Genomic DNA, 18,506 nt, shown 5'->3' with positions numbered 1-18,506 from the left:
CCGGGGCGACGAACAGCCTAGACTGCATAGTTTTTCTATGTACCATGGTGCGCATGACCACACCTGCCGCCGAGGGTTCCCCCACGGCGGGCGGCGAAGACCTCGGCGGCGATCTGCTCGCCGTCGTCGCCCGGCTCAACCGGTTGGCCACCCAGCGCACGCGGCTACCGCTGCCCTGGGCGCAGGCCCGGCTGTTGTCGACGATCGAGGACCAGGGCGAGGCACGGATCTCCGACCTTGCCACCCTCGACCACTGTTCGCAGCCCACCATGACCACGCAGGTGCGCCGGCTCGAAGACGCCGGCCTGGTCTCGCGAACCACCGACCCGCTGGATGCGCGGGCGGTGTTGATCCGCATCACCGACGAGGGCAGGAAGGTGCTCGCCCAGGCCCGCATCGACCGTGCCGCGGCGATCGACCCGCGGCTGGCCCAGCTCTCACCGGAAGACCGCCGGACGCTCGCCGCCGCCGTCGACGTCATCAAGCGGTTGCTCGCCCAGACCGACAGCTGACAGACAGGAGTTGCCCGCCGATGTAGCGTCAACCCAAAGCCGTCTGGGCCGTTGCCTTCGCCTCCGTCGTGGCGAGAGCTAAGTGACCGTCGTGCCGATCAGCAGACCGACTGCGTAGGTCGCCGCGATCGCGATCGCCCCGAGACCGAGCTGCCGGATTCCTGCGAATGCGACGGGTTTGCGGGTGAACCGCGCGGCGGTGGCGCCGGCGATCAGCAACCCGATCCCGCCGAACAGCAGACCGGCCCACAGTGACTCGTAGCCGAGCAGGTACGGGATGAGCGGGATGATCGCGCCGATCGCGAACATGACGAACGACGAACCGGCCGCCACCCACGGCGACGGCTTCTCCTCCGGATGGACGCCGAGTTCCTGGACGAGGTGGAAGTTCAGCGCCCGGCTCTCATCGCGGTGGATCTCCTCGGAAGCCGTACGAGCGGTCTCGTCGCTCATGCCCATCTCCACGAGCATGTGGACCAGCTCGTCCTGTTCGGCCTGGGGCTGCTTGCGGAACGACCGCCGCTCGAGGCGGACCTCGGAGTCGATCTGTTCGTTGGCCGTCTGGACCGACGTGTACTCGCCGAGCGCCATCGAGAACGCGCCGGCCAGCAGCCCGGCCACACCGCTGAGGACGACGGTCTGCGCGTTCGCGCTCGCGGCCACACCGGCGATCAGTGCGGTGTTGCTGACCAGTCCGTCCATCGCCCCGAAGGTGGCCGCGCGCAACCATCCTCCGGAGACGTCGGCGTGTTGATGGTCGACCGTGTGGGGCATGCCCGTCGGCGATACCGGATCGTGCCGCTCGGAATCCGTCATGGAGACATTGAACGCCTGCCAGATGGTGACATTCACGTAAGGCTGACCTGGGTTCGTGATATCACAGTTTCGCGCAATGGATAGCGGGTTACCGTCAGGTATGACCACCACTGCGGAGCATCTGCGAAACGCCCTCGACGGCCGCTGGCGTGACGTGAAGAACGACATGCGGGGGAAACTCTCTCACGAGGTCTTCAAACCGCACTACACACCGAACACGGTGATCGCCCGCACCAAGGTGAACGAACAGTTGCGGATCATGGCCGCCGAGGGTGCCGCCGAGGACGGCTTCGCCAAGGAGCACGGCGGCAACGGCAACGTCGGCGCCGCCATCACCCAGATCGAGATGCTGGCGATGAGCGACCTGTCTCTGATGGTCAAGGCCGGCGTGCAGTGGGGTCTGTTCGGCGGTGCGGTGGAGAACCTGGGGACCGAACGCCATCACGAGCAGTACGTCAAGGCCATCATCGACTGTGACCTGCTCGGCTGTTTCGCGATGACCGAGACCGGACACGGCAGCGACGTCCAGTCTCTCGAGACCACGGCCACCTACGACCCGGACACCCAGGAGTTCGTCGTGAACTCCCCCACCCCGACCGCCCGCAAGGACTACATCGGCGGTGCGGCCCAAACCGCCCGCATGGCAGCGGTTTTCGCGCAGCTGATCACCCACGAGGGTGGCGAGCCGGTCAACCACGGCGTGCACTGCGTGCTGGTGCCGATCCGTGACGAGGACGGCAACGACATGCCCGGCGTCACCACGTCGGACTGCGACTACAAGGGCGGTCTACCCGGTGTCGACAACGGCCGCATCGTCTTCGACAACGTCCGGGTGCCGCGCGAGAACCTGCTGAACCGCTACGGCGACGTCGCCGCGGACGGCACCTACACCTCGCCCATCGAGAACCCCAACCGGCGCTTCTTCACGATGCTCGGCACGTTGATCCGGGGCCGGGTCACCGTCGGTGGCAGCGGGGCGGCCGCGGCGCGCGTTGCCCTCGACATCGCGACCCGGTATGCGATGCAGCGCAAGCAGTTCTCCGCTCCCGACGGCGACGAGGTCGTCATCATGGACTACCTCGTGCACCAGCGCAGGCTGCTGCCGCTGATCGCCCGCTCGTACGCGCTGCAGTTCGCGCAGAACGAACTCGTCGCCAAATGCCACGAACTGCAGAGCGCCGAGAATCCCGACGCGGAGGAGCAGCGCGAACTGGAGGCCCGCGCGGCCGGTCTCAAGGCGGCCAACACGTGGCATGCCAGCCGGGCGATCCAGGAGGCGCGCGAGGCGTGCGGCGGCGCCGGCTACCTCGCCGAGAACCGGCTCATCGGGTTGCGCGGCGACATCGACGTGTTCACCACCTTCGAGGGTGACAACCACGTGCTCACCCAGCTGGTCGCCAAGGAACTGCTGACCGCGTACGCCGACGACGTCAAGGGCATGAGCCCGGTCGAGTGGGTGCGCTTCGCGGCCAACACCGTCGGCACGCGGGTGATGAAACGCACTGCGGCCGAGACGATCATGCAGACCATCCTCGACACCCGCCAGGACAACGAGGAAGAGGGCAGCCTGTTCAACCGGGGCACCCAGGTGCAGATGTTCGAGGACCGCGAGGAGTACCTGCTGTCGTCGGTGGCCCGTCGGCTGCAGAGCAAGTCCAAGGAGATGTCCGCCTTCGACGCGTTCAACGCCGTGCAGGACCACGTGCTGCACACCGCACAGGCCCATATCGAACGGATCATCCTCGAAGCGTTCGTCGCCGGGATCGACGCGTGCCCGGACGAGGAGGCCAAGCGCATACTCGGCATGGTCTGCGATCTGTATGCGCTGTCGGTGATCGAAGAGGACAAGGCGTGGTTCATCGAACACCGCTTCCTGTCCACCGAGCGCGCCAAGGCCGTCACCCGCGGGATCAACGAACGCTGCCGCTCGCTGCGACCGTACGCCGAGACGCTGGTGGACGGCTTCGGCGTGCCCGAGCAACTGCGCTACGCCGCGATGATGGACCCGAACGAGCTGCTGTCGCCCGAACCGGCCTAACCGTTCGGGATCGGGTCGGCGGCCTCGAGCTTGCCGTCTCCTCCGATGCGGAACCGCACGGTGCCGATACCCGTTGGGCAGCAGGGTGCCTCGTCGCCCTGGCGCCACTGGTACTGCACCGTGACGGTGTCCTCGCCGGTCGGCAGCACCGAGACGTAGGGCCGCGGCTCGGGGGTGGCCGGGCCCAACGGCGTGTTGCCGGAGAAGAAGAGCACCTGCTGGGGGCTGTCGGGCGCCGCGGCGGTCGGACCGATCTGCACCCAGTACAGACGGCAGTCGGTGGTGTGGCCGTTGGCCACTTCGGTCCAGGTCGCGCCGGGAGCGGCAGGCGGTGTGCCGCTGATCTCCCGCTGCACCGTGTCCGGGGTCGGTCCGTCCTGCGGTGTGCAGGTGTCGGGTTCGGGCGGCGCGGCACCCGGTGGACTCCAGCCGCAGCCGGTGAGGAGAAGACCTGCGGACATGAGCACTGCCGGGACGAGCCGCATGGCCTGAGCCTACGCACCGCGGCAGATGGGTGATCTCCTACGCTGACCCAGACACCACTATGTGAGGAGTTGCCGATGGCGTGGTTCCTGGCGATGCAAGGACCGCCGAGCAAGCTCGGTCAGTCGCTGATCTACGAATTGCAGGAATCGGCGGACCGGGCGAAGCTGGCCGAGGAGATGGCCAGCGCCGCGACGTTGGACCGGGTGGTTCCGGTCCCCGCCGTGTTCGGTGGGCAGCGCCAGGAGGTGACGCTCTACGTCCGCCCGGCGGCGTGGGGCGTGTGGGCGTTCTACGAGATGTCCGAGGAGGAGCGGCGCCAGATGATGGCCGCGGCGAACCCGCTCATGAGCGCGCTGGCACAGGCGGCCAAGCAGCAGCAGGCGGGCAGAGGCCAGAACCCCGGCCAGGGCCCGGGCGTGGCGCAAACCCCGCTGGGTCTTTGAGGAAGGGCGGGCGGCGTCATGGGCGCTGAAGCTCGTCTGCAACGAACGCGCACGCGTTCCATTCGCCACCCCGCGCGCATACCTGCGCCGGACCACGTCACCGAACTTTCCCCGAAGAGCGGCATACCGGACGACCGAAGACGCTCGCGCGGCGAGGGTGGCGACCACCGCGACCAACTCGGCCGTCAGGGGGCCGCGTTGTTTTGAGCAATGAAGAAGTTGGTCCGCGCCTCATCAATCTGGTCGTACACATAACCGGCCATGGCCGAGGGCGTCATCTTCTTTGCCTCGCGCGCGAGTGATTCGTAGGTCTCGTCCCCGAGCACATCGCGAAGGTGAGCGATCGTGGCGTCGAGTTCCGGGTACGACGCTGCGGTAATCGGGCCGAAAGCAAATCCGGTGATGGTGGCCGCCGGCTCGTAGCGTTCGAGCCGCTCGAACAGGCCGGCTAGGGAAGCGAGGGACGTACTAATGCTCGTCGAGTTGCCTGACTCGTGATGACGTTGTATCGCCAACTGAAAGTACTCGAGCGCGGCCACGGGGTCGCCGTGCTTACTCTCTACCCGGCAGAGGACCGAAGCCGTCTGCGACTCGTTGTTGCGGTTGCCGCTGTCGCGCGCGATGTCGAGCCCCCGACGCAGGGCCTCAAGCGCACGCGTCGGATCGGCGTCGCGGAAGGCGAAGCCATAGGCCAGCAGAAGAAAACAACTCCGGAACGGGTTGCGCGTGCGGTCAGCCAGCTCGACGAAGTCGCCGGCGATCGTCATGGCCTCTTGACTCGTATCTTTGATCGTCAACGCAAACACCAGACACGCCTTGGTGAAGTCGTGCGAATCCCGAATTCGCGTCAGGCGAGCGCGGTCGTACTCGACCGCGCGTTCTGGCTGGCCGATGGCGATGTAGGCGCCGCCGGCCCACCCGTCGATGTCGAAGGGCACGGTGCTGTCACCGGCATTCAGAATCGCCGCGGCGGCATCGGCGTGGCGCACCGCGTCGTCGATTCGCCCGGGGTGATAGCACGACGATGCGCAGACACAGAGAAAGGCGAGCTTCGGATGCCGCGCCGTGCGCGTTTGCTCGATGAGCTCTTCGGCCCACGCTATCGGTTCGAAGTTGTCGACCACGAAACCGAGGAACGACGCGAGTGTCGCGATGGCGGCAGCGGCATCGAGATCGTCGTGGTCTGCCGCCCAGCGGAAGGCGCTGCGTAAGTTGGGCAATTCGGTGGCGAACCACTCGTAGGACTCCCATTGCCGGGGTCCGTCCCACAGGTCGAGGATCTCGTCCTCCATTCCCGCGAAGTAACGGGCGTGCATGGTGCGCGCCTCCGTGGCGGTACCTCCGGCGGCGAGTTCTTCTTCCGCGAACTGTCGGATCGTCTCTGGCATCGAAAACCGCGTTCGCCGGAAGGATCGGTCGGTGACCAAGAGTGACTTGCGAACCAGCGCATCGAGCAGATCGAGCATCGCGTACTCATCGAGATCCTGCGATACAGTCAAAGCACAGGCGCTTTGGAGGTCAAAGCCGCCGGCGAACACCGAACAACGCTCCAGCACAGCCTTTTCGGTATCCCCGAGGAGGTCGAAGGACCAGGCCACGGCCTGGCGCAGGGTGTGGTGGCGTGCCGATCCGCGTCGTGATCCAACCAGCAGTCGGAAGCGATGATCGAGACGATCACGCAAATCACTGGCCGTCATCGAAGACATCCGCGACGCCGCCAGTTCGATGGCGAGGGGAATCCCGTCAAGGCGCTGACAGATCTCGGTGACTACGTCGGCGTCGTCCCTACCGGTCGCCGAGAAGCTCGGGTTCGTGAATCGGGCGCGTTCGACGAACAGATTCACCGCCGGAGATTCAGTTCCCGCTGCCGAATCAAGTGAGTGCACCTGCCGCACCTGTTCCTGGGCGAGTGCAAGTGCCTCTCGGCTGGTGGCCAACACACGCACCGAGTCCGAGCCGGCAATAATGGCCTCGATGAGTTCGGCCGCGGCGTCGAGCACGTGTTCACAGTTGTCGAACACCAGCAAGCGCAACCTGCCCTCGAGCGCGGCGGCCACCGACTCACCGACACTCTTGCCCACTTGCTGGGAGATTCCCAGGACCGCCGCAACGGCGTCGGGCACCGCAGCCGGGTCGGCCACAGCGGCCAGTTCAAGAAGCCAGACACCGTCGGGGAATTCGTCCCTGAGTCGCACCGCGACTTCCGTCGCCAGACGAGTCTTGCCAACACCGCCCACCCCGGTCAGGGTCACCAAGCGGTGCCTTCGGAGCGTCGACTCGAGCGCGGCGACCTCATCTTCGCGCCCGACGAAGCTCGTCGCGGCGGGCCGCACATTCCCCGGGTGCGTGTCCAGCGCCCGCAATGGCGGAAACTCGGCTCGAAGTCCGTCTGCCCGCACCTGGAACACCTCGACGGGCGTGGGCACGCCGCGCAGACGCCTGGGTCCCAGGTCGACCAGATCGGCGCTGTCCAACAGAGCGGCTGTCGACTCTGTGAGCAGGATCTGACCGCCGTGACCGGCAGCCATCACCCGGGCGCCTCGGTTGAGTGCCGTCCCGAAGTAATCACCGTCACGGAATTCGGCTTCGCCGGTGGCGATGCCCATCCGCACCGGCAACTCCAGCGCTCGCTGTGCCGCCACTGCCGCCTCAACCGCAGAGTGCGGAAGAGCGAACGCGGCGCAGATCCCGTCGCCGGTGTGCTTGAACAGATAGCCACCGTGCGTTTCGACCGCATCTCGCAACGTCTCGTCATGAGCGGCCAATGCCAATCGCATCGCATCGCCGTCGGCTTCCCACCGACTGGTCGAACCCTCAATGTCGGTGAACAGGAACGTCACCACACCCGAAGGTGCAGCCACCGCAGACACGCGCAAAGGATGTCATAGGCGACACGAAGCCGCCCGCGCATCGGTGAATCACATCCAAAGGGGTACCGAATATGCCCTCGAACGCAAGAGTCACGACAGTGCGCGTAGCTCCCGACCGCGCGGGTGGACCGGACTTCTCAGCGTCTGCTGATGCGGGGACCCTTCGAAGGAATCGGTTTCCCTATTTCGAGGACTTCTTGTCGTCGTCGGACTTCTTGTCGTCGTCGGACTTCTTGTTGTCGTCAGAGGACTCGATCTTGTCAGCATGCTTCGTCAGAAGGGCAGCTAGAGCGCGGGCCTCCTCGACCTCCAGCACATCTTCGGATACGCGCTCGTCGTCGTCATCGAAACGCTCGAGAGTGATCGCGTCGTCCTTTGTCCCGACATCCCACCGGCTGCCCTTTTCACGACCCATGTTGTTGCTACCTTTCCGAACGGAGCGACTGGATATTTGCGGATACCCAACTCGTAAACGTGAGAACCGGCACACAGGAAACTCACGGGTTGATGATTCGCCGGGGCAGACCGGACCGACCTGCGGTGCCAACAGCGGCGATGGAGTTCGACCCGGATGAGAGGTTCCACGTGTCACAACTGGATTCGTCGGGGAGCGTGCGCCCGCCCGCCGGCACATGTCCGGAGTAACGGCGGAGAAAGGAGGCGAGCTCCCCCGGCTGGACTCGAACCAGCAACCCTTCGGTTAACAGCCGAATGCTCTGCCAATTGAGCTACAGGGGACTGCGTGTCCGCGTGAGCTTTCCGCGCGGACCGAGGAGTGACTCTAGCCTATGCACCGGCGCGCTCGCCAACGCGCTCCCCGGCACGGCGCGGACCTCCGGTCATGAGGCAGGATGGAGACCACGCACCGTCTAGGGGAAGGGCCTTCGTGATCGGGTACGTCGCCGTGATGGCCGTCGGTTATGTCATGGGCACCAAGGCAGGCCGGCGCCGCTACGAGCAGATCGCGGGCACCTACCGCGCGGTGACCAGCAGTCCTGCCGCCAAGGCGGTCATCGAGACGTCGCGACGCAAGATCGCCGAACGGGTGTCGCCCGACCCGCAGCTGATGACGCTGACGCCGATCGACGAGCAGACCACGGTGCTGCGCCCCCAGGCGCCCACCGAGAAGTGAGGCGCGAGGCGCCTAGTTGCCGATACCTCGGCTGATGGTGGTGCCCGGCAGCAGCGGGCTCGTGCTGATCCCGACCCCGGCGCCGCCGAAGGCGACCTCAGGGGTGCCGACCGCGACTCCGTTGCCATTGGAGTAGGACAGGCACTTGCCGTCGTCCTTGTTGCCGAACCATGCCAGGCACGCGGGGCCGGCCTGGGTCACCTGCTCGGGGGTGGTGGACAGCGCGGCGGCCAGCGGAGCGGCCACCGCCGCCGCAGCGAACGCGCCGATCGCGACCGAACGCCGGATCCGAATCATGGTTGCCACAGGTGCTGCCTTCCCTCGCCGTTCCCCCAACGGGTGTATAGCGCGCCCACCATATCGCGTTACGCGGACTCACGCAGTGATGTCATCCCCGCTGGCCTGTTCCAGCAGGCTGCGGCGGTACGCCTCCATCGCCACCAGGTCGCCGAACAGCGCGTGGTACTCGTCGCCCTGCTCCACCGGCGACATGCGCTGCAGTTTCGACTTCACCTCGGCGATCTGGCGGCCCACCCAGACCTCCTGGAGCCTGGCCAGGACCCCGGAGATGTAGCGGGGCAGCTTGTCGTCGTCCTCGACCCGGATGGCCTCGACGCTCAGCTCGTTGACCAGGTTGGCCGCCTGCGGGCTGGCGGTCTGCTCGCGCACCACCTCGATCCACTGCGCACCCGAGAGCCCTGCGGCCGCGCCGCCCGCCCCCTCGATCGCGGTGCGCACCGCCCGATAGCCGGGATGGGTGAAGCTGTCGACAGTCAGGGCGTCGAAGACCGGGCCGGCCAGCGCCGGGTACTGCAGCGCCGATTTGAGCGCCTCACGCTGCGGCCACAGCGTCGGGTCGGCGGGATCGGGTCGTGCGGCGACATCCGGGGCACGCCGCGGCTGGCTGGGCGTCGCGTCCGCGCCGTTGCGCCGGCGGCCCCGGTCCGGCATCCCGCGTTTGGCTGCTTCTTCACGCACGCGGTTGAGCACCTGGGCCTCGTCGGCCCATCCCGTCCAGCCCGCCAGCCGGCGCGCGTACTCGTCACGCAGCGCGTAGTCACGGATCCGGGACACCAGCGGCACGCAGCGGCGCAGCGCCTCCACCTGGGCGGCCGGGTCGTTGTCCAGCACGTCGCCGTCGGGGATCAGGCTGCGGATGGCGAACTCGAACATCGGGATCCGCCGCGCCACGAGGTCGCGCAGCGCGTTGTCCCCCGACTTGAGCCGCAGATCGCAGGGATCCATCCCGTCGGCGGCGACCGCGACGAACGACTTGCCCGCCACCTGCTGATCACCGTCGAACGCCTTGAGCGCGGCCGCCTGCCCGGCGGCGTCACCGTCGAACACGAAGATCAACTCACCGCGGTACCAGTTGTCGTCCATCATCAGCCGGCGCAGCAGCGCCAGGTGGCCCTCACCGAACGCCGTGCCGCACGAGGCGACGGCGGTGGTCTCTCCTGCCAGGTGCATGGCCATCACGTCGGTGTAGCCCTCGACGACGACGGCGCGGTGGGATTTGGCGATGTCCCGCTTGGCCAGGTCGAGGCCGAACAGCACCGCGGACTTCTTGTACAGCACCGTCTCGGGGGTGTTGACGTACTTGGCTTCCATCGGGTCGTCGTCGAAGATCCGCCGCGCGCCGAACCCGATCACCTCTCCCCCGGCCGCCCGGATGGGCCAGAGCAACCGGCGGTGGAACCGGTCCATCGGACCGCGTTTGCCCTCCCGGGACAGCCCGGCCGCCTCGAGCTCCTTGAACTCGAATCCCTTGCGCAGCAGGTGTTTGGTCAGCCTGTCCCAGCCCGACGGGGCGAAGCCGCAGCCGAAGCGGGCGGCCGCGGTAGCGTCGAAATTGCGCTCCATGAGGTATGTGCGGGCCGGGGCGGCCTCGTCGGATGTCAGCGCCTCGGCGTAGAACTCACTCGCGGCGGCGTTGGCGGCCAACAGCCGGCTTCGGCTGCCCCGGTCGCGCTGCACGTTGGTGGTCGAGGCCCCGGTGTAGGTGACGGTGTAGCCGATGCGGTCGGCGAGCAGTTCCACCGATTCGACGAAGTTGACGTGCTCGATCTTCTGGACGAACGCGTAGACGTCACCGCCCTCGCCGCAGCCGAAGCAGTGGAAGTGGCCGTGGTTGGGGCGGACATGGAACGACGGCGACTTCTCGTCGTGGAACGGGCACAGACCTTTGAGCGAATCGGCTCCGGCGCGGCGCAACTGCACGTAGTCGCCGACGACATCCTCGATGCGCACCTTCTCGCGAATCGCCGCGATATCGCGATCAGGGATCCGGCCAGGCACCCGCTCAGTCTAAGGGTCTGGGCGAGCGCGCCTCGTGCACGCGTTCCAGCCGGCCCTCGGTGTAGGACGCGATCTGATCGATCACCACCCGCAGGCGGGCGCCGTCGTCCTCGGCGGCGACGAATTCGGGCGCGAACAGCGGATCGAGGCTGCTCGGCGCCTGCCCCCAGAGGATCAGCGCCACCTCGTGGATGCGGGTGCGCTGGTCGGCCTGGATCCCGAGGTGCCCGTGGTCGCTCATGATGAACTGCAGTGCCAGCATCTTGAGCACCGCGACCTCCGCCCGCACCAGCGTCGGCACCGCAAGTGCGGTGTCGAAACGCCGCAGCGGACCGTCCCCGGCGACCGACCTCGTCTCGGTGATCGCGGCGTTGGCGAAGCGGCCGACCAGTTCGCTGGTCATCCGTTTGAGCGCGACGGATGCGGCCAGCGTCCCGTCGTACTTACCCACCCCGGACACCACCGGCATCTGCGAGAGGCGCTCGGCGGCGGCGAGCAGATCGTCGAGCGCCAGGGTCGGGAAGGCCTCGGCACCCAGACGGGCCAGCGAGGCGGCCGCGTCGTCATCGGCGAGCACCCGCAGATCGATCCGGCCGGACACGACACCGTCCTCGACGTCGTGCACCGAGTACGCGACGTCGTCCGCCCAGTCCATCACCTGGGCCTCCAGGCAGGGCCGCTCGGCCGGGGCGCCGTCGCGCACCCAGCGGGCGGCCGCCATGTCGTCGCCGGAGAAGCCCCCGTAGAAGCCGAACTTCGTGCGGTCGCCGCGCTCCCACGGGTATTTCGTCACCGCGTCCAGCGCCGCCCTGGTCAGGTTCAGTCCCGCGCTGCGGCCCTGCGGGTCAAGCACTTTGGGCTCCAGCCGGGTGAGGATCCGGAAGTTCTGCGCATTGCCCTCGAACCCCCCGAACGCCTTGGCGATGTCGTTGAGCGCACGTTCGCCGTTGTGGCCGTAGGGCGGGTGGCCGATGTCGTGGGCGAGACCGGCGAGGTCGACCAGGTCGGGGTCACAGCCCAGGCCGACGGCCATCCCCCGGCCGATCTGGGCGACCTCGAGCGAATGGGTCAGCCGGGTCCGCGGTGTGTCGCCTTCGCGTGGACCCACCACCTGGGTCTTGTCCGCGAGCCGGCGCAGCGCCGCGCAGTGCAGCACGCGGGCGCGGTCGCGTGCGAAATCGGTGCGGTGCTCGGTGCCCGCCCCCGACAGGACAGCGCTCTTCCCCGGTTCGGCCACCCGGCGTTGGCGATCGAACTCGTCGTAGCTGTCCTGCAGTCGTGGATTCACCGAGGCACAGTCTGCCAGGGCGGTCCGCCGGTCTTCTGAAGGTCGGGTGTGCGCGGCACTACATTGACGACCATGCGCATCACGCGACTGCTCGCCCTGCTCGCCACGCTCCTGACCGCGGGCGTCCTGCTCGCGCCGGTGACCGCCGCCGAACCGCCGTTCCGGCTGCCGGGCTACGTCACCGACCAGGCCGGCGCGTTGTCCGCCGCGCAGCGCGGGCAGGTCCAGGAGGCGGTCGATCGCCTCTACAACGATCGCAAGATCCGGCTGTGGGTGGTGTTCGTCGACGACTTCTCCGGCCAGGGTGCGGTCAACTGGGCGCGCAGCACCATGCAGATCAGCGATCTGGGTGGCTACGACGCGCTGCTGGCGGTGGCGACCGTCGACCGCGCCTACGCACTGCAGGTGCCGTCGACGGTGCCGGACCTGACCGCCGCGAAGGTCGACGAGGTGCGGCGCAACCAGGTCGAACCCGCGCTGCGCGGCAGCGACTGGGCGGCAGGTGCGATCGCCGCGGCCGACGGGCTGAACAACGCCGCCGCCCCCAACCAGATCGCCTGGGGCGGGCTGCTGTTCGCGTTGGGCGTCATCGTCCTGGCCGTGTTCGTCCTCTGGGTGTGGGCCCGGCGGCGCAGCCGCAAACGCCGCGCCGCCGAGATCGAGCGGGCCCGCAGCGTCGACCCGAGCGATCCGAACGCCTTGGCCTCGGTGTCCGTCGACGCCCTCGACGAACTGTCGAAATCGATGGTGGTCGAGGTCGACAACGCGGTGCGCACCAGCAGCAACGAACTCGCGTTGGCCGTCGAGGAATTCGGTCAGCAGCGCACCGAACCGTTCACCCGCGCGGTCGACAACGCCAAACAGACACTGGCTCAGGCGTTCACCGTGCGCCACCAGCTCGACGACGCGATCCCCGAGACGCCCGCGCAGCGCCGGGACTTGCTGACCCGGGTGATCGTCGCCGCCGCGAAGGCCGACCGCGAACTCGACGCGCAGACCGAGGCCTTCGAGCAGCTGCGGGAGCTCGTGATCAACGCGCCGTCACGTCTGGACGGCCTGACCCAGCGCGTCGTCGACGTCACCGCCCGCATCGAACCGTCCCGGCAGAAACTGGCCGCCCTGCACACCGAGTTCGACGCCGCCGCGCTGGCGTCGGTGGCGGGCAACGTCGACGCGGCCACCGAACTGCTGACGTTCGCCGACCAGAACATCACCCGTGGCCGCGAAGTGGCCGCCCGTCCGGTGGCCGGGCGCCAGAGCGAACTCGTCGACGCGGTGCGCGCCGCGGAATCGGCGTTGAGCCAGGCGGCTTCGCTGCTCGACGCGGTGGACAGCGCCGCCAGCGACATCCGTCGGGCGGCGGCGCACCTGCCCGCGGTGATCGAGGACATCCAGTCCGGGATCCGTCAGGCCGGTGAGCTGCTGGCCGGCGGTGACGTGCCGCAGAGCGCACAGCTCGCGGCAGCCCGCGACGCCGCCGCGGCGGCCGTCGCGACCGCGCAGCAGTCGGGTTCGACCGATCCGCTCGGCGCCTTCACGCAGCTGACGAAGGCCGATGCCGACCTCGACCGGCTGCTGGCCACCGTCGAAGAGGAGCGCGAGGCCGCCGAACGGCTGAGCCGCGCACTCGAGGAGGCACTGTTCGTGGCCCGGTCCCGGGTGCGGTCGGTGTCGGACTTCATCGACACCCGCCGCGGCAGCATCGGCCCGGAGGCCAGGACCCGGCTCGCCGAGGCGGTCCGCCAGATCAGCGCCGCCGATGCCAAGCGCACGACCAACCCCTCCGAGGCGATCGCGCACGCGAACGGGGCGGCGATGCTCGCCGCGCAGGCCCAGCAGCTCGCCAACGCCGACGTGCAGTACGCGCAACAGGCGTACATGGGCCGCTACGGCGGCGGTGGCGGCGGCAACATGGGCGCGATGATCGGCGGCATCCTGATCGGCAACATCCTCAGCGGCGGCATGCGCGGCGGCTTCGGCGGCGGCGGTTTCGGCCCGGGCTCGTTCGGCGGATCCGGCGGCGGAGGCGGCGGGATGTTCGGAGGCGGCGGCCGGTTCTGAAATTTCGCCGAGCAGACGCAGAGTCACCCGTTCTCGCGCGAAAAAGGGCGATTCTGTGTCTGCTCGCGCAGGGAGGTCATCAGCCCCCCAGCCGCACCGCGAGATAGTCGCCGACCGCGTCGAGGCCGATGCGGTCCTGCGTCATCGTGTCGCGCTCGCGGATCGTCACGGCGTGGTCCTCGAGCGAGTCGAAGTCGACGGTGATGCAGTAGGGGGTGCCGATCTCGTCCTGGCGGCGGTAGCGCCGGCCGATCGCGCCGGCGTCGTCGAACTCGACGTTCCAGTTCTTGCGCAGCTCCGCGGCGAGGTCACGCGCCTTGGGTGACAGGTCGGCGTGGCGTGACAGCGGCAGCACCGCGGCCTTGACCGGGGCGAGCCGCGGGTCGAGTCGCAGCACGGTGCGCTTGTCGACGCCGCCCTTGGCGTTGGGCGCCTCGTCCTCGGTGTAGGCGTCGACGAGGAAGGCCATCAGCGACCGGGTCAGCCCGGCCGCCGGCTCGATCACGTACGGCGTGTAGCGGGTGTCGCTGGCCTGGTCGTAGAACGACAGGTCGGTGCCGGAGTGCTTGGAGTGCGTGGACAGGTCGAAGTCGGTGCGGTTGGCGACACCCTCGAGCTCACCCCACGGATTGCCGGCGAAGCCGAACTTGTACTCGATGTCGACCGTGCGGTCCGAGTAGTGCGACAGCTTGTCCTTCGGATGCTCGTAGAGGCGCAGGTTGTCGCGGTCGATGCCGAGGTCGACGTACCACTGCAGCCTGGTGTCGATCCAGTACTGGTGCCATTCCTTGGCGGTCGACGGTTCGACGAAGAACTCCATCTCCATCTGCTCGAACTCGCGGGTGCGGAAGATAAAGTTGCCCGGGGTGATCTCGTTGCGGAAGCTCTTGCCGATCTGGCCGATGCCGAACGGCGGTTTCCTCCGCGCGGTGGTCACGACGTTGGCGAAGTTGACGAAGATGCCCTGGGCCGTCTCGGGCCGCAGGTAGTGCAGCCCCTCCTCGGTCTCGATCGGGCCGAGGTAGGTCTTGAGCATCATGTTGAAGTCGCGCGGTTCGGTCCACTGGCCCTTGGTGCCGCAGTCCGGGCAGACGATCTCGTCCATCGGCACCGAATCGGGGTCGTCGAGACCCTTCTTGGCCGCGTAGGCCTCCTGCATGTGGTCCTGCCGGTGCCGCTTGTGGCAGTTCAGGCATTCGACGAGCGGATCGTTGAACACCTCGACGTGGCCGGAGGCCACCCACACCTCGCGCGGCAGGATGATCGCGCTGTCGAGGCCGACGACGTCGTCACGGCCGGTGACCACCGACCGCCACCACTGCCGCTTGATGTTCTCCTTGAGCTCCACCCCGAGCGGTCCGTAGTCCCACGCCGACTTCGTGCCGCCGTAGATCTCACCGGATTGGTAGACCAGTCCACGGCGTTTCGCCAGGTTCGCAACGGTGTCGATGATGGATGCCACGGTGCAACAGCGTAGTGGGCGCGACGGAGCCCTCCCGCCACCGCGTCGGAGCCGTTGACATGCGAATCGCTGCATGTATGGTGGCAGCCATAATGAAAATCGTTTCCAGCACCGTGGCATCGGACGCCGCTCACCAGCACGGCGCGGCGCCGCTGCCGGAGCTGCCCCCGCGCGAGGTGCTCGACACCGCAGGCGAACTGCTGCGGGCGCTGGCCGCACCGGTTCGGATCGCGATCGTGCTGCACCTGCAGCATTCGGCGCGCTGCGTCCACGAACTCGTCGACGCGCTGGGAGTCCCCCAGCCCCTGGTCAGCCAGCACCTGCGCATCCTCAAGCAGGCGGGTGTGGTGGCCAGTGAGCGGTCCGGCCGCGAAGTGCTCTACCGGCTCGTCGACGCACACCTGGTGCACATCGTCACCGACGCCGTCGCGCACGCCGGTGAGGACGTTCGGTGAGCCCGGCCCCGGTCCGCGCCACCCGGCAGCGGGCGGCGATCGCCGACCTGCTCGACGGACTCGACGAATTCCGCTCGGCCCAGGAGCTACACGATGCGCTCAAGCGTCGCGGCGAGGGCATCGGCTTGACCACCGTGTACCGCACTCTGCAGTCGATGGCGGAGTCCGGCCTGGTCGACGTCCTGCGCACCGACACCGGCGAGTCGGTCTACCGCCGCTGCTCGGCCGACCACCACCACCATCTCGTGTGCCGCGCCTGCGGCGCCGCCGTCGAGATCCAGGGCGGTCAGGTCGAGACCTGGGCCGCCGACATCGCCCGCGAACACGGGTTCTCCGACGTGAGCCACACCATCGAGATCTTCGGACTGTGCGGGGACTGCTCAGCCGGCTAGCGCCCGGCGGATGTCGGCCCCGGCGCTGAGCACCAACAGGATCAGCGTGCGCAACGCCTCGTCGGCGAGACCGGCAGCCGGGAAGTTGTAGCGCAGCAACACATCAGCGGTCTTCTTCGAATTGCGCCTGGCGCCTGCGGCGATCTCCTTCGAACTGCTCTTGGCCGCCAGCGACACCGTTCCGAGCAGCGTGCCGTGCGCGTACTCGGCGACCGCGGTGCGCAGCTTGGCGTCCAGCGGTAGATCCCACGCCAGGATCTGGGTGAGCGAGACCAGTTCCAGGCCCTCGGCGATGGTGACCACCCGCAGCGAGGCGATGGTCCCGTCGTGGCGCACGGTGAGCGCACCGTCGGCCTCCGGGGTCACCGCGTCGACGAACCCGTCGAGCACGGCGGCCAACCGCCGCTGCAGGTCCATCAGGCGCGTCCGCTCAGGCACATCATTCGGCTCTGCCGCTCAGGCACATCATTCGGCTCTGCCGCTCAGGCACATCATTCGGCTCTGCCGAAGCGTCGGTTGCGGCTGACGTACTCCTCGCACGCCGCCCACAGATCGCGGCGGTCGTAGTCCGGCCACAGCTTGTCCTGGAAGACGTACTCGGCGTACGCGGACTGCCACAGCAGGAAGTTGCTGGCCCGCTGTTCCCCCGACGTGCGGATGAACAGGTCGACGTCGGGGATGTCGGGCCGGTGCAGGTGTCTGGCGAAGGCGGCCTCGGTGATCCGGCTCGGGTTCACCTTGCCGTCGACCGCCTCCTGCGCGAGCTGGCGCGCGGCCTCGACGATCTCGGTGCGTCCGCCGTAGTTGACGCAGTAGTTGATGGTGATGACGTCGTTGTCGACCGTCATCTCCTCGGCGATGTCGAACTCCTTGCTCACGCTGCGCCACATCCGCGGCCGGGAGCCGACCCAGCGCATCCGCACGCCCATGTCGTTGAGGTTCTCCCGCCGGCGGCGGACCACCTCGCGGTTGAACCCCATCAGGAAGCGCACCTCTTCGGTGCTGCGTTTCCAGTTCTCGGTGGAGAACGCGTACACCGTCAGGTGCTTGATGCCGATCTCGATGGCCCCGCAGGTGATGTCGATCAGCACCGCCTCGCCCATCTTGTGGCCTTCGGTGCGGCCGAGCCCGCGCTGGGTCGCCCACCGGCCGTTACCGTCCATCACGACCGCGACATGCTGCGGCACCTGGTCGGCCGGGATCTTGGGTGCGGCGGCCTTGCTGGTGTGCTGTGGCGGACGGGCGAATCGGCCGTTGGTGTTGGGCGGCAGTTCGGGGAACACGACCGGCCACGTCGACTTGTCGGGGAAGGTCGGATAGTCGTCGGCAGGTGGGTCGAGCTGCGGGAACTGCGACTTCTTGCGCTCAGCTCCCCGCCGCGAGCTGCCCACCCGGTTCGTCACCACGGTGCACATCCTGCCGCAACAGCGAAACCCTGTGATCAGCGACCGCATGATCGACTCGGTAGACACGCTCCACCAGCGGCAATGTGCGCAACTGCCGCTCCAGATGCCATTGCAGGTGGGCGGCCACCAACCCGCTGGCCTGACTGCGGTGCGACGGGGTCGACGCCTCGGCGGCCGGCCAGTCGCCGTCGTGCAGCGCGGCCATCAGGTCCAGCACGGCCTGCGGCGGGGTCACCGACCCCGACGGCCGGCAGTGCACGCACACGCTGCCGCCTGCCGCGACGTGGAACGCCCGGTGCGGGCCGGGGGTGGCGCAGCGGGCGCATTCGGTCAGCGCCGGCGCCCAGCCCGCGATTCCCATGGCGCGCAACAGGTATGCATCCAGCACCAGTTCGCGAGGGCGGCTGCCGTCGGCGACCGCGCGCAACGCGCCGACGGTCAGCCGGTGCAGCGCGGGCATCGGGGCACGCTCCTCACCGGCGAGGCGCTCGGCCGTCTCGAGCACCGCGCAGGCCGACGTGTAACGGCCGTAGTCGCTGACGATGTCGGAGGCGAACGCGTCGATCGCCTGCACCTGCGTGACGATGTCCAGATTGCGGCCCGGGTGCAGTTGGACGTCGATGTGCGCGAACGGTTCCAGCCGCGCGCCGAACTTGCTGCGGGTACGGCGCACCCCCTTGGCGACCGCACGGACCAGCCCGTGGTCGCGGGTCAGCAGGGTGACGATCCGGTCGGCCTCACCCAGCTTGTGTTGGCGCAGCACGACAGCGCGGTCCCGGTACAGCCGCATCAGACCAGTGTTCCACCACAGTCGGACAATGCTCGGTTGGCAACGCCGATATGGTTG

Annotated in this window: 18 protein-coding genes and 1 tRNA gene; 7 read left to right on the top strand and 12 right to left on the bottom strand. The window is 68.1% G+C overall.

Annotated features, from left to right (window positions below):
* Positions 1 to 44 precede the first annotated feature (44 nt).
* Positions 45 to 512: a MarR family winged helix-turn-helix transcriptional regulator gene (locus tag AU195_RS22850; protein WP_059161301.1), complete on the top strand. Its 468-nt coding sequence runs from the start codon at positions 45 to 47 to the stop codon at positions 510 to 512.
* 78 nt (positions 513 to 590) lie between these two features.
* Here the strand turns inward: AU195_RS22850 and AU195_RS22845 are convergent, their stop codons facing one another.
* The gene (locus AU195_RS22845) at positions 591 to 1,328 is read right to left on the bottom strand and encodes a VIT1/CCC1 transporter family protein (RefSeq protein WP_059161399.1); all 738 of its coding nucleotides are present in this window, start codon (positions 1,326 to 1,328) and stop codon (positions 591 to 593) included.
* Positions 1,329 to 1,428: 100 nt separating this feature from the next.
* Between AU195_RS22845 and AU195_RS22840 the strand changes: the two genes are divergently transcribed.
* Positions 1,429 to 3,366, top strand: coding sequence for an acyl-CoA dehydrogenase family protein (locus AU195_RS22840; RefSeq protein ID WP_059161300.1), 1,938 nt, complete (start codon positions 1,429 to 1,431; stop codon positions 3,364 to 3,366).
* Here AU195_RS22840 and AU195_RS22835 read toward each other — a convergent pair.
* A complete protein-coding gene (locus tag AU195_RS22835; RefSeq protein ID WP_059161299.1) occupies positions 3,363 to 3,851 on the bottom strand; it encodes an LppP/LprE family lipoprotein in 489 nt (162 codons plus the stop codon). The two genes, AU195_RS22840 and AU195_RS22835, sit on opposite strands and share 4 nt — an antisense overlap.
* A gap of 75 nt (positions 3,852 to 3,926) precedes the next feature.
* Between AU195_RS22835 and AU195_RS22830 the strand changes: the two genes are divergently transcribed.
* A complete protein-coding gene (locus tag AU195_RS22830) occupies positions 3,927 to 4,295 on the top strand; it encodes a hypothetical protein (RefSeq protein WP_059161298.1) in 369 nt (122 codons plus the stop codon).
* 185 nt (positions 4,296 to 4,480) lie between these two features.
* Here AU195_RS22830 and AU195_RS22825 read toward each other — a convergent pair whose 3' ends face one another.
* The 3 genes from AU195_RS22825 to AU195_RS22815 form a co-directional block, all read right to left on the bottom strand.
* Positions 4,481 to 7,135: an ATP-binding protein gene (locus tag AU195_RS22825; protein ID WP_059161398.1), complete on the bottom strand. Its 2,655-nt coding sequence runs from the start codon at positions 7,133 to 7,135 to the stop codon at positions 4,481 to 4,483.
* Positions 7,136 to 7,346: 211 nt separating this feature from the next.
* Positions 7,347 to 7,580: a hypothetical protein gene (locus AU195_RS22820; protein ID WP_059161297.1), complete on the bottom strand. Its 234-nt coding sequence runs from the start codon at positions 7,578 to 7,580 to the stop codon at positions 7,347 to 7,349.
* Positions 7,581 to 7,830: 250 nt separating this feature from the next.
* Positions 7,831 to 7,903, bottom strand: a tRNA-Asn gene (locus AU195_RS22815).
* Between the two features lie 148 nt (positions 7,904 to 8,051).
* On the opposite strand from AU195_RS22815, the gene AU195_RS22810 reads away from it, so the two are divergent.
* Positions 8,052 to 8,297 (top strand): hypothetical protein, encoded by a 246-nt coding sequence (locus AU195_RS22810; protein WP_059161296.1) that lies wholly within the window; start codon positions 8,052 to 8,054, stop codon positions 8,295 to 8,297.
* Positions 8,298 to 8,309: 12 nt separating this feature from the next.
* Here the strand turns inward: AU195_RS22810 and AU195_RS22805 are convergent, their stop codons facing one another.
* The 3 genes from AU195_RS22805 to AU195_RS22795 all read right to left on the bottom strand — a co-directional run bounded on the left by AU195_RS22805 (position 8,310) and on the right by AU195_RS22795 (position 11,883).
* Complete coding sequence (locus AU195_RS22805; protein WP_059161295.1) at positions 8,310 to 8,603, bottom strand: DUF7155 family protein; 294 nt, start codon at positions 8,601 to 8,603, stop codon at positions 8,310 to 8,312.
* Positions 8,604 to 8,672: 69 nt separating this feature from the next.
* On the bottom strand, positions 8,673 to 10,595 hold the full coding sequence (gene dnaG, locus AU195_RS22800; RefSeq protein WP_059161294.1) for a DNA primase: 1,923 nt from the start codon (positions 10,593 to 10,595) through the stop codon (positions 8,673 to 8,675).
* A 4-nt stretch (positions 10,596 to 10,599) separates the two neighbouring features.
* A complete protein-coding gene (locus AU195_RS22795; protein ID WP_059161293.1) occupies positions 10,600 to 11,883 on the bottom strand; it encodes a deoxyguanosinetriphosphate triphosphohydrolase in 1,284 nt (427 codons plus the stop codon).
* 72 nt (positions 11,884 to 11,955) lie between these two features.
* Between AU195_RS22795 and AU195_RS22790 the strand changes: the two genes are divergently transcribed.
* Positions 11,956 to 13,944: a TPM domain-containing protein gene (locus AU195_RS22790; RefSeq protein ID WP_059161292.1), complete on the top strand. Its 1,989-nt coding sequence runs from the start codon at positions 11,956 to 11,958 to the stop codon at positions 13,942 to 13,944.
* Between the two features lie 79 nt (positions 13,945 to 14,023).
* Here AU195_RS22790 and AU195_RS22785 read toward each other — a convergent pair whose 3' ends face one another.
* Positions 14,024 to 15,406 carry a glycine--tRNA ligase gene (locus tag AU195_RS22785; protein WP_059161291.1) on the bottom strand — a complete coding sequence of 461 codons (1,383 nt, stop codon included), beginning with the start codon at positions 15,404 to 15,406 and terminating at the stop codon, positions 14,024 to 14,026.
* Between the two features lie 92 nt (positions 15,407 to 15,498).
* On the opposite strand from AU195_RS22785, the gene AU195_RS22780 reads away from it, so the two are divergent.
* Complete coding sequence (locus tag AU195_RS22780; protein ID WP_059161290.1) at positions 15,499 to 15,861, top strand: ArsR/SmtB family transcription factor; 363 nt, start codon at positions 15,499 to 15,501, stop codon at positions 15,859 to 15,861.
* The gene (locus tag AU195_RS22775) at positions 15,858 to 16,253 is read left to right on the top strand and encodes a Fur family transcriptional regulator (RefSeq protein ID WP_059161289.1); all 396 of its coding nucleotides are present in this window, start codon (positions 15,858 to 15,860) and stop codon (positions 16,251 to 16,253) included. Before AU195_RS22780 ends, AU195_RS22775 begins: the two co-directional genes overlap by 4 nt.
* On the opposite strand, the gene AU195_RS22770 is transcribed toward AU195_RS22775, so the two are convergent.
* The 3 genes from AU195_RS22770 to recO all read right to left on the bottom strand — a co-directional run bounded on the left by AU195_RS22770 (position 16,242) and on the right by recO (position 18,449).
* Positions 16,242 to 16,670 carry a hypothetical protein gene (locus AU195_RS22770; RefSeq protein ID WP_059161288.1) on the bottom strand — a complete coding sequence of 143 codons (429 nt, stop codon included), beginning with the start codon at positions 16,668 to 16,670 and terminating at the stop codon, positions 16,242 to 16,244. The two genes, AU195_RS22775 and AU195_RS22770, sit on opposite strands and share 12 nt — an antisense overlap.
* Positions 16,671 to 16,744: 74 nt before the next feature.
* Entirely contained in the window at positions 16,745 to 17,644 is a 900-nt protein-coding gene (locus tag AU195_RS22765; protein ID WP_157531228.1) for a decaprenyl diphosphate synthase, read from the bottom strand.
* Entirely contained in the window at positions 17,619 to 18,449 is an 831-nt protein-coding gene (gene recO / locus AU195_RS22760; RefSeq protein WP_059161286.1) for a DNA repair protein RecO, read from the bottom strand. The genes AU195_RS22765 and recO overlap by 26 nt, the downstream gene beginning before the upstream one ends.
* Between the last annotated feature and the right edge of the window lie 57 nt (positions 18,450 to 18,506).

The sequence above is a fragment of the Mycobacterium sp. IS-1496 genome (genome assembly GCF_001499995.1).
Classification (GTDB): Bacteria; Actinomycetota; Actinomycetes; order Mycobacteriales; family Mycobacteriaceae; genus Mycobacterium.
The sequence above is the reverse complement of the archived record's forward strand: the minus strand, read 5'-3'. Positions and strand labels throughout refer to the sequence as shown.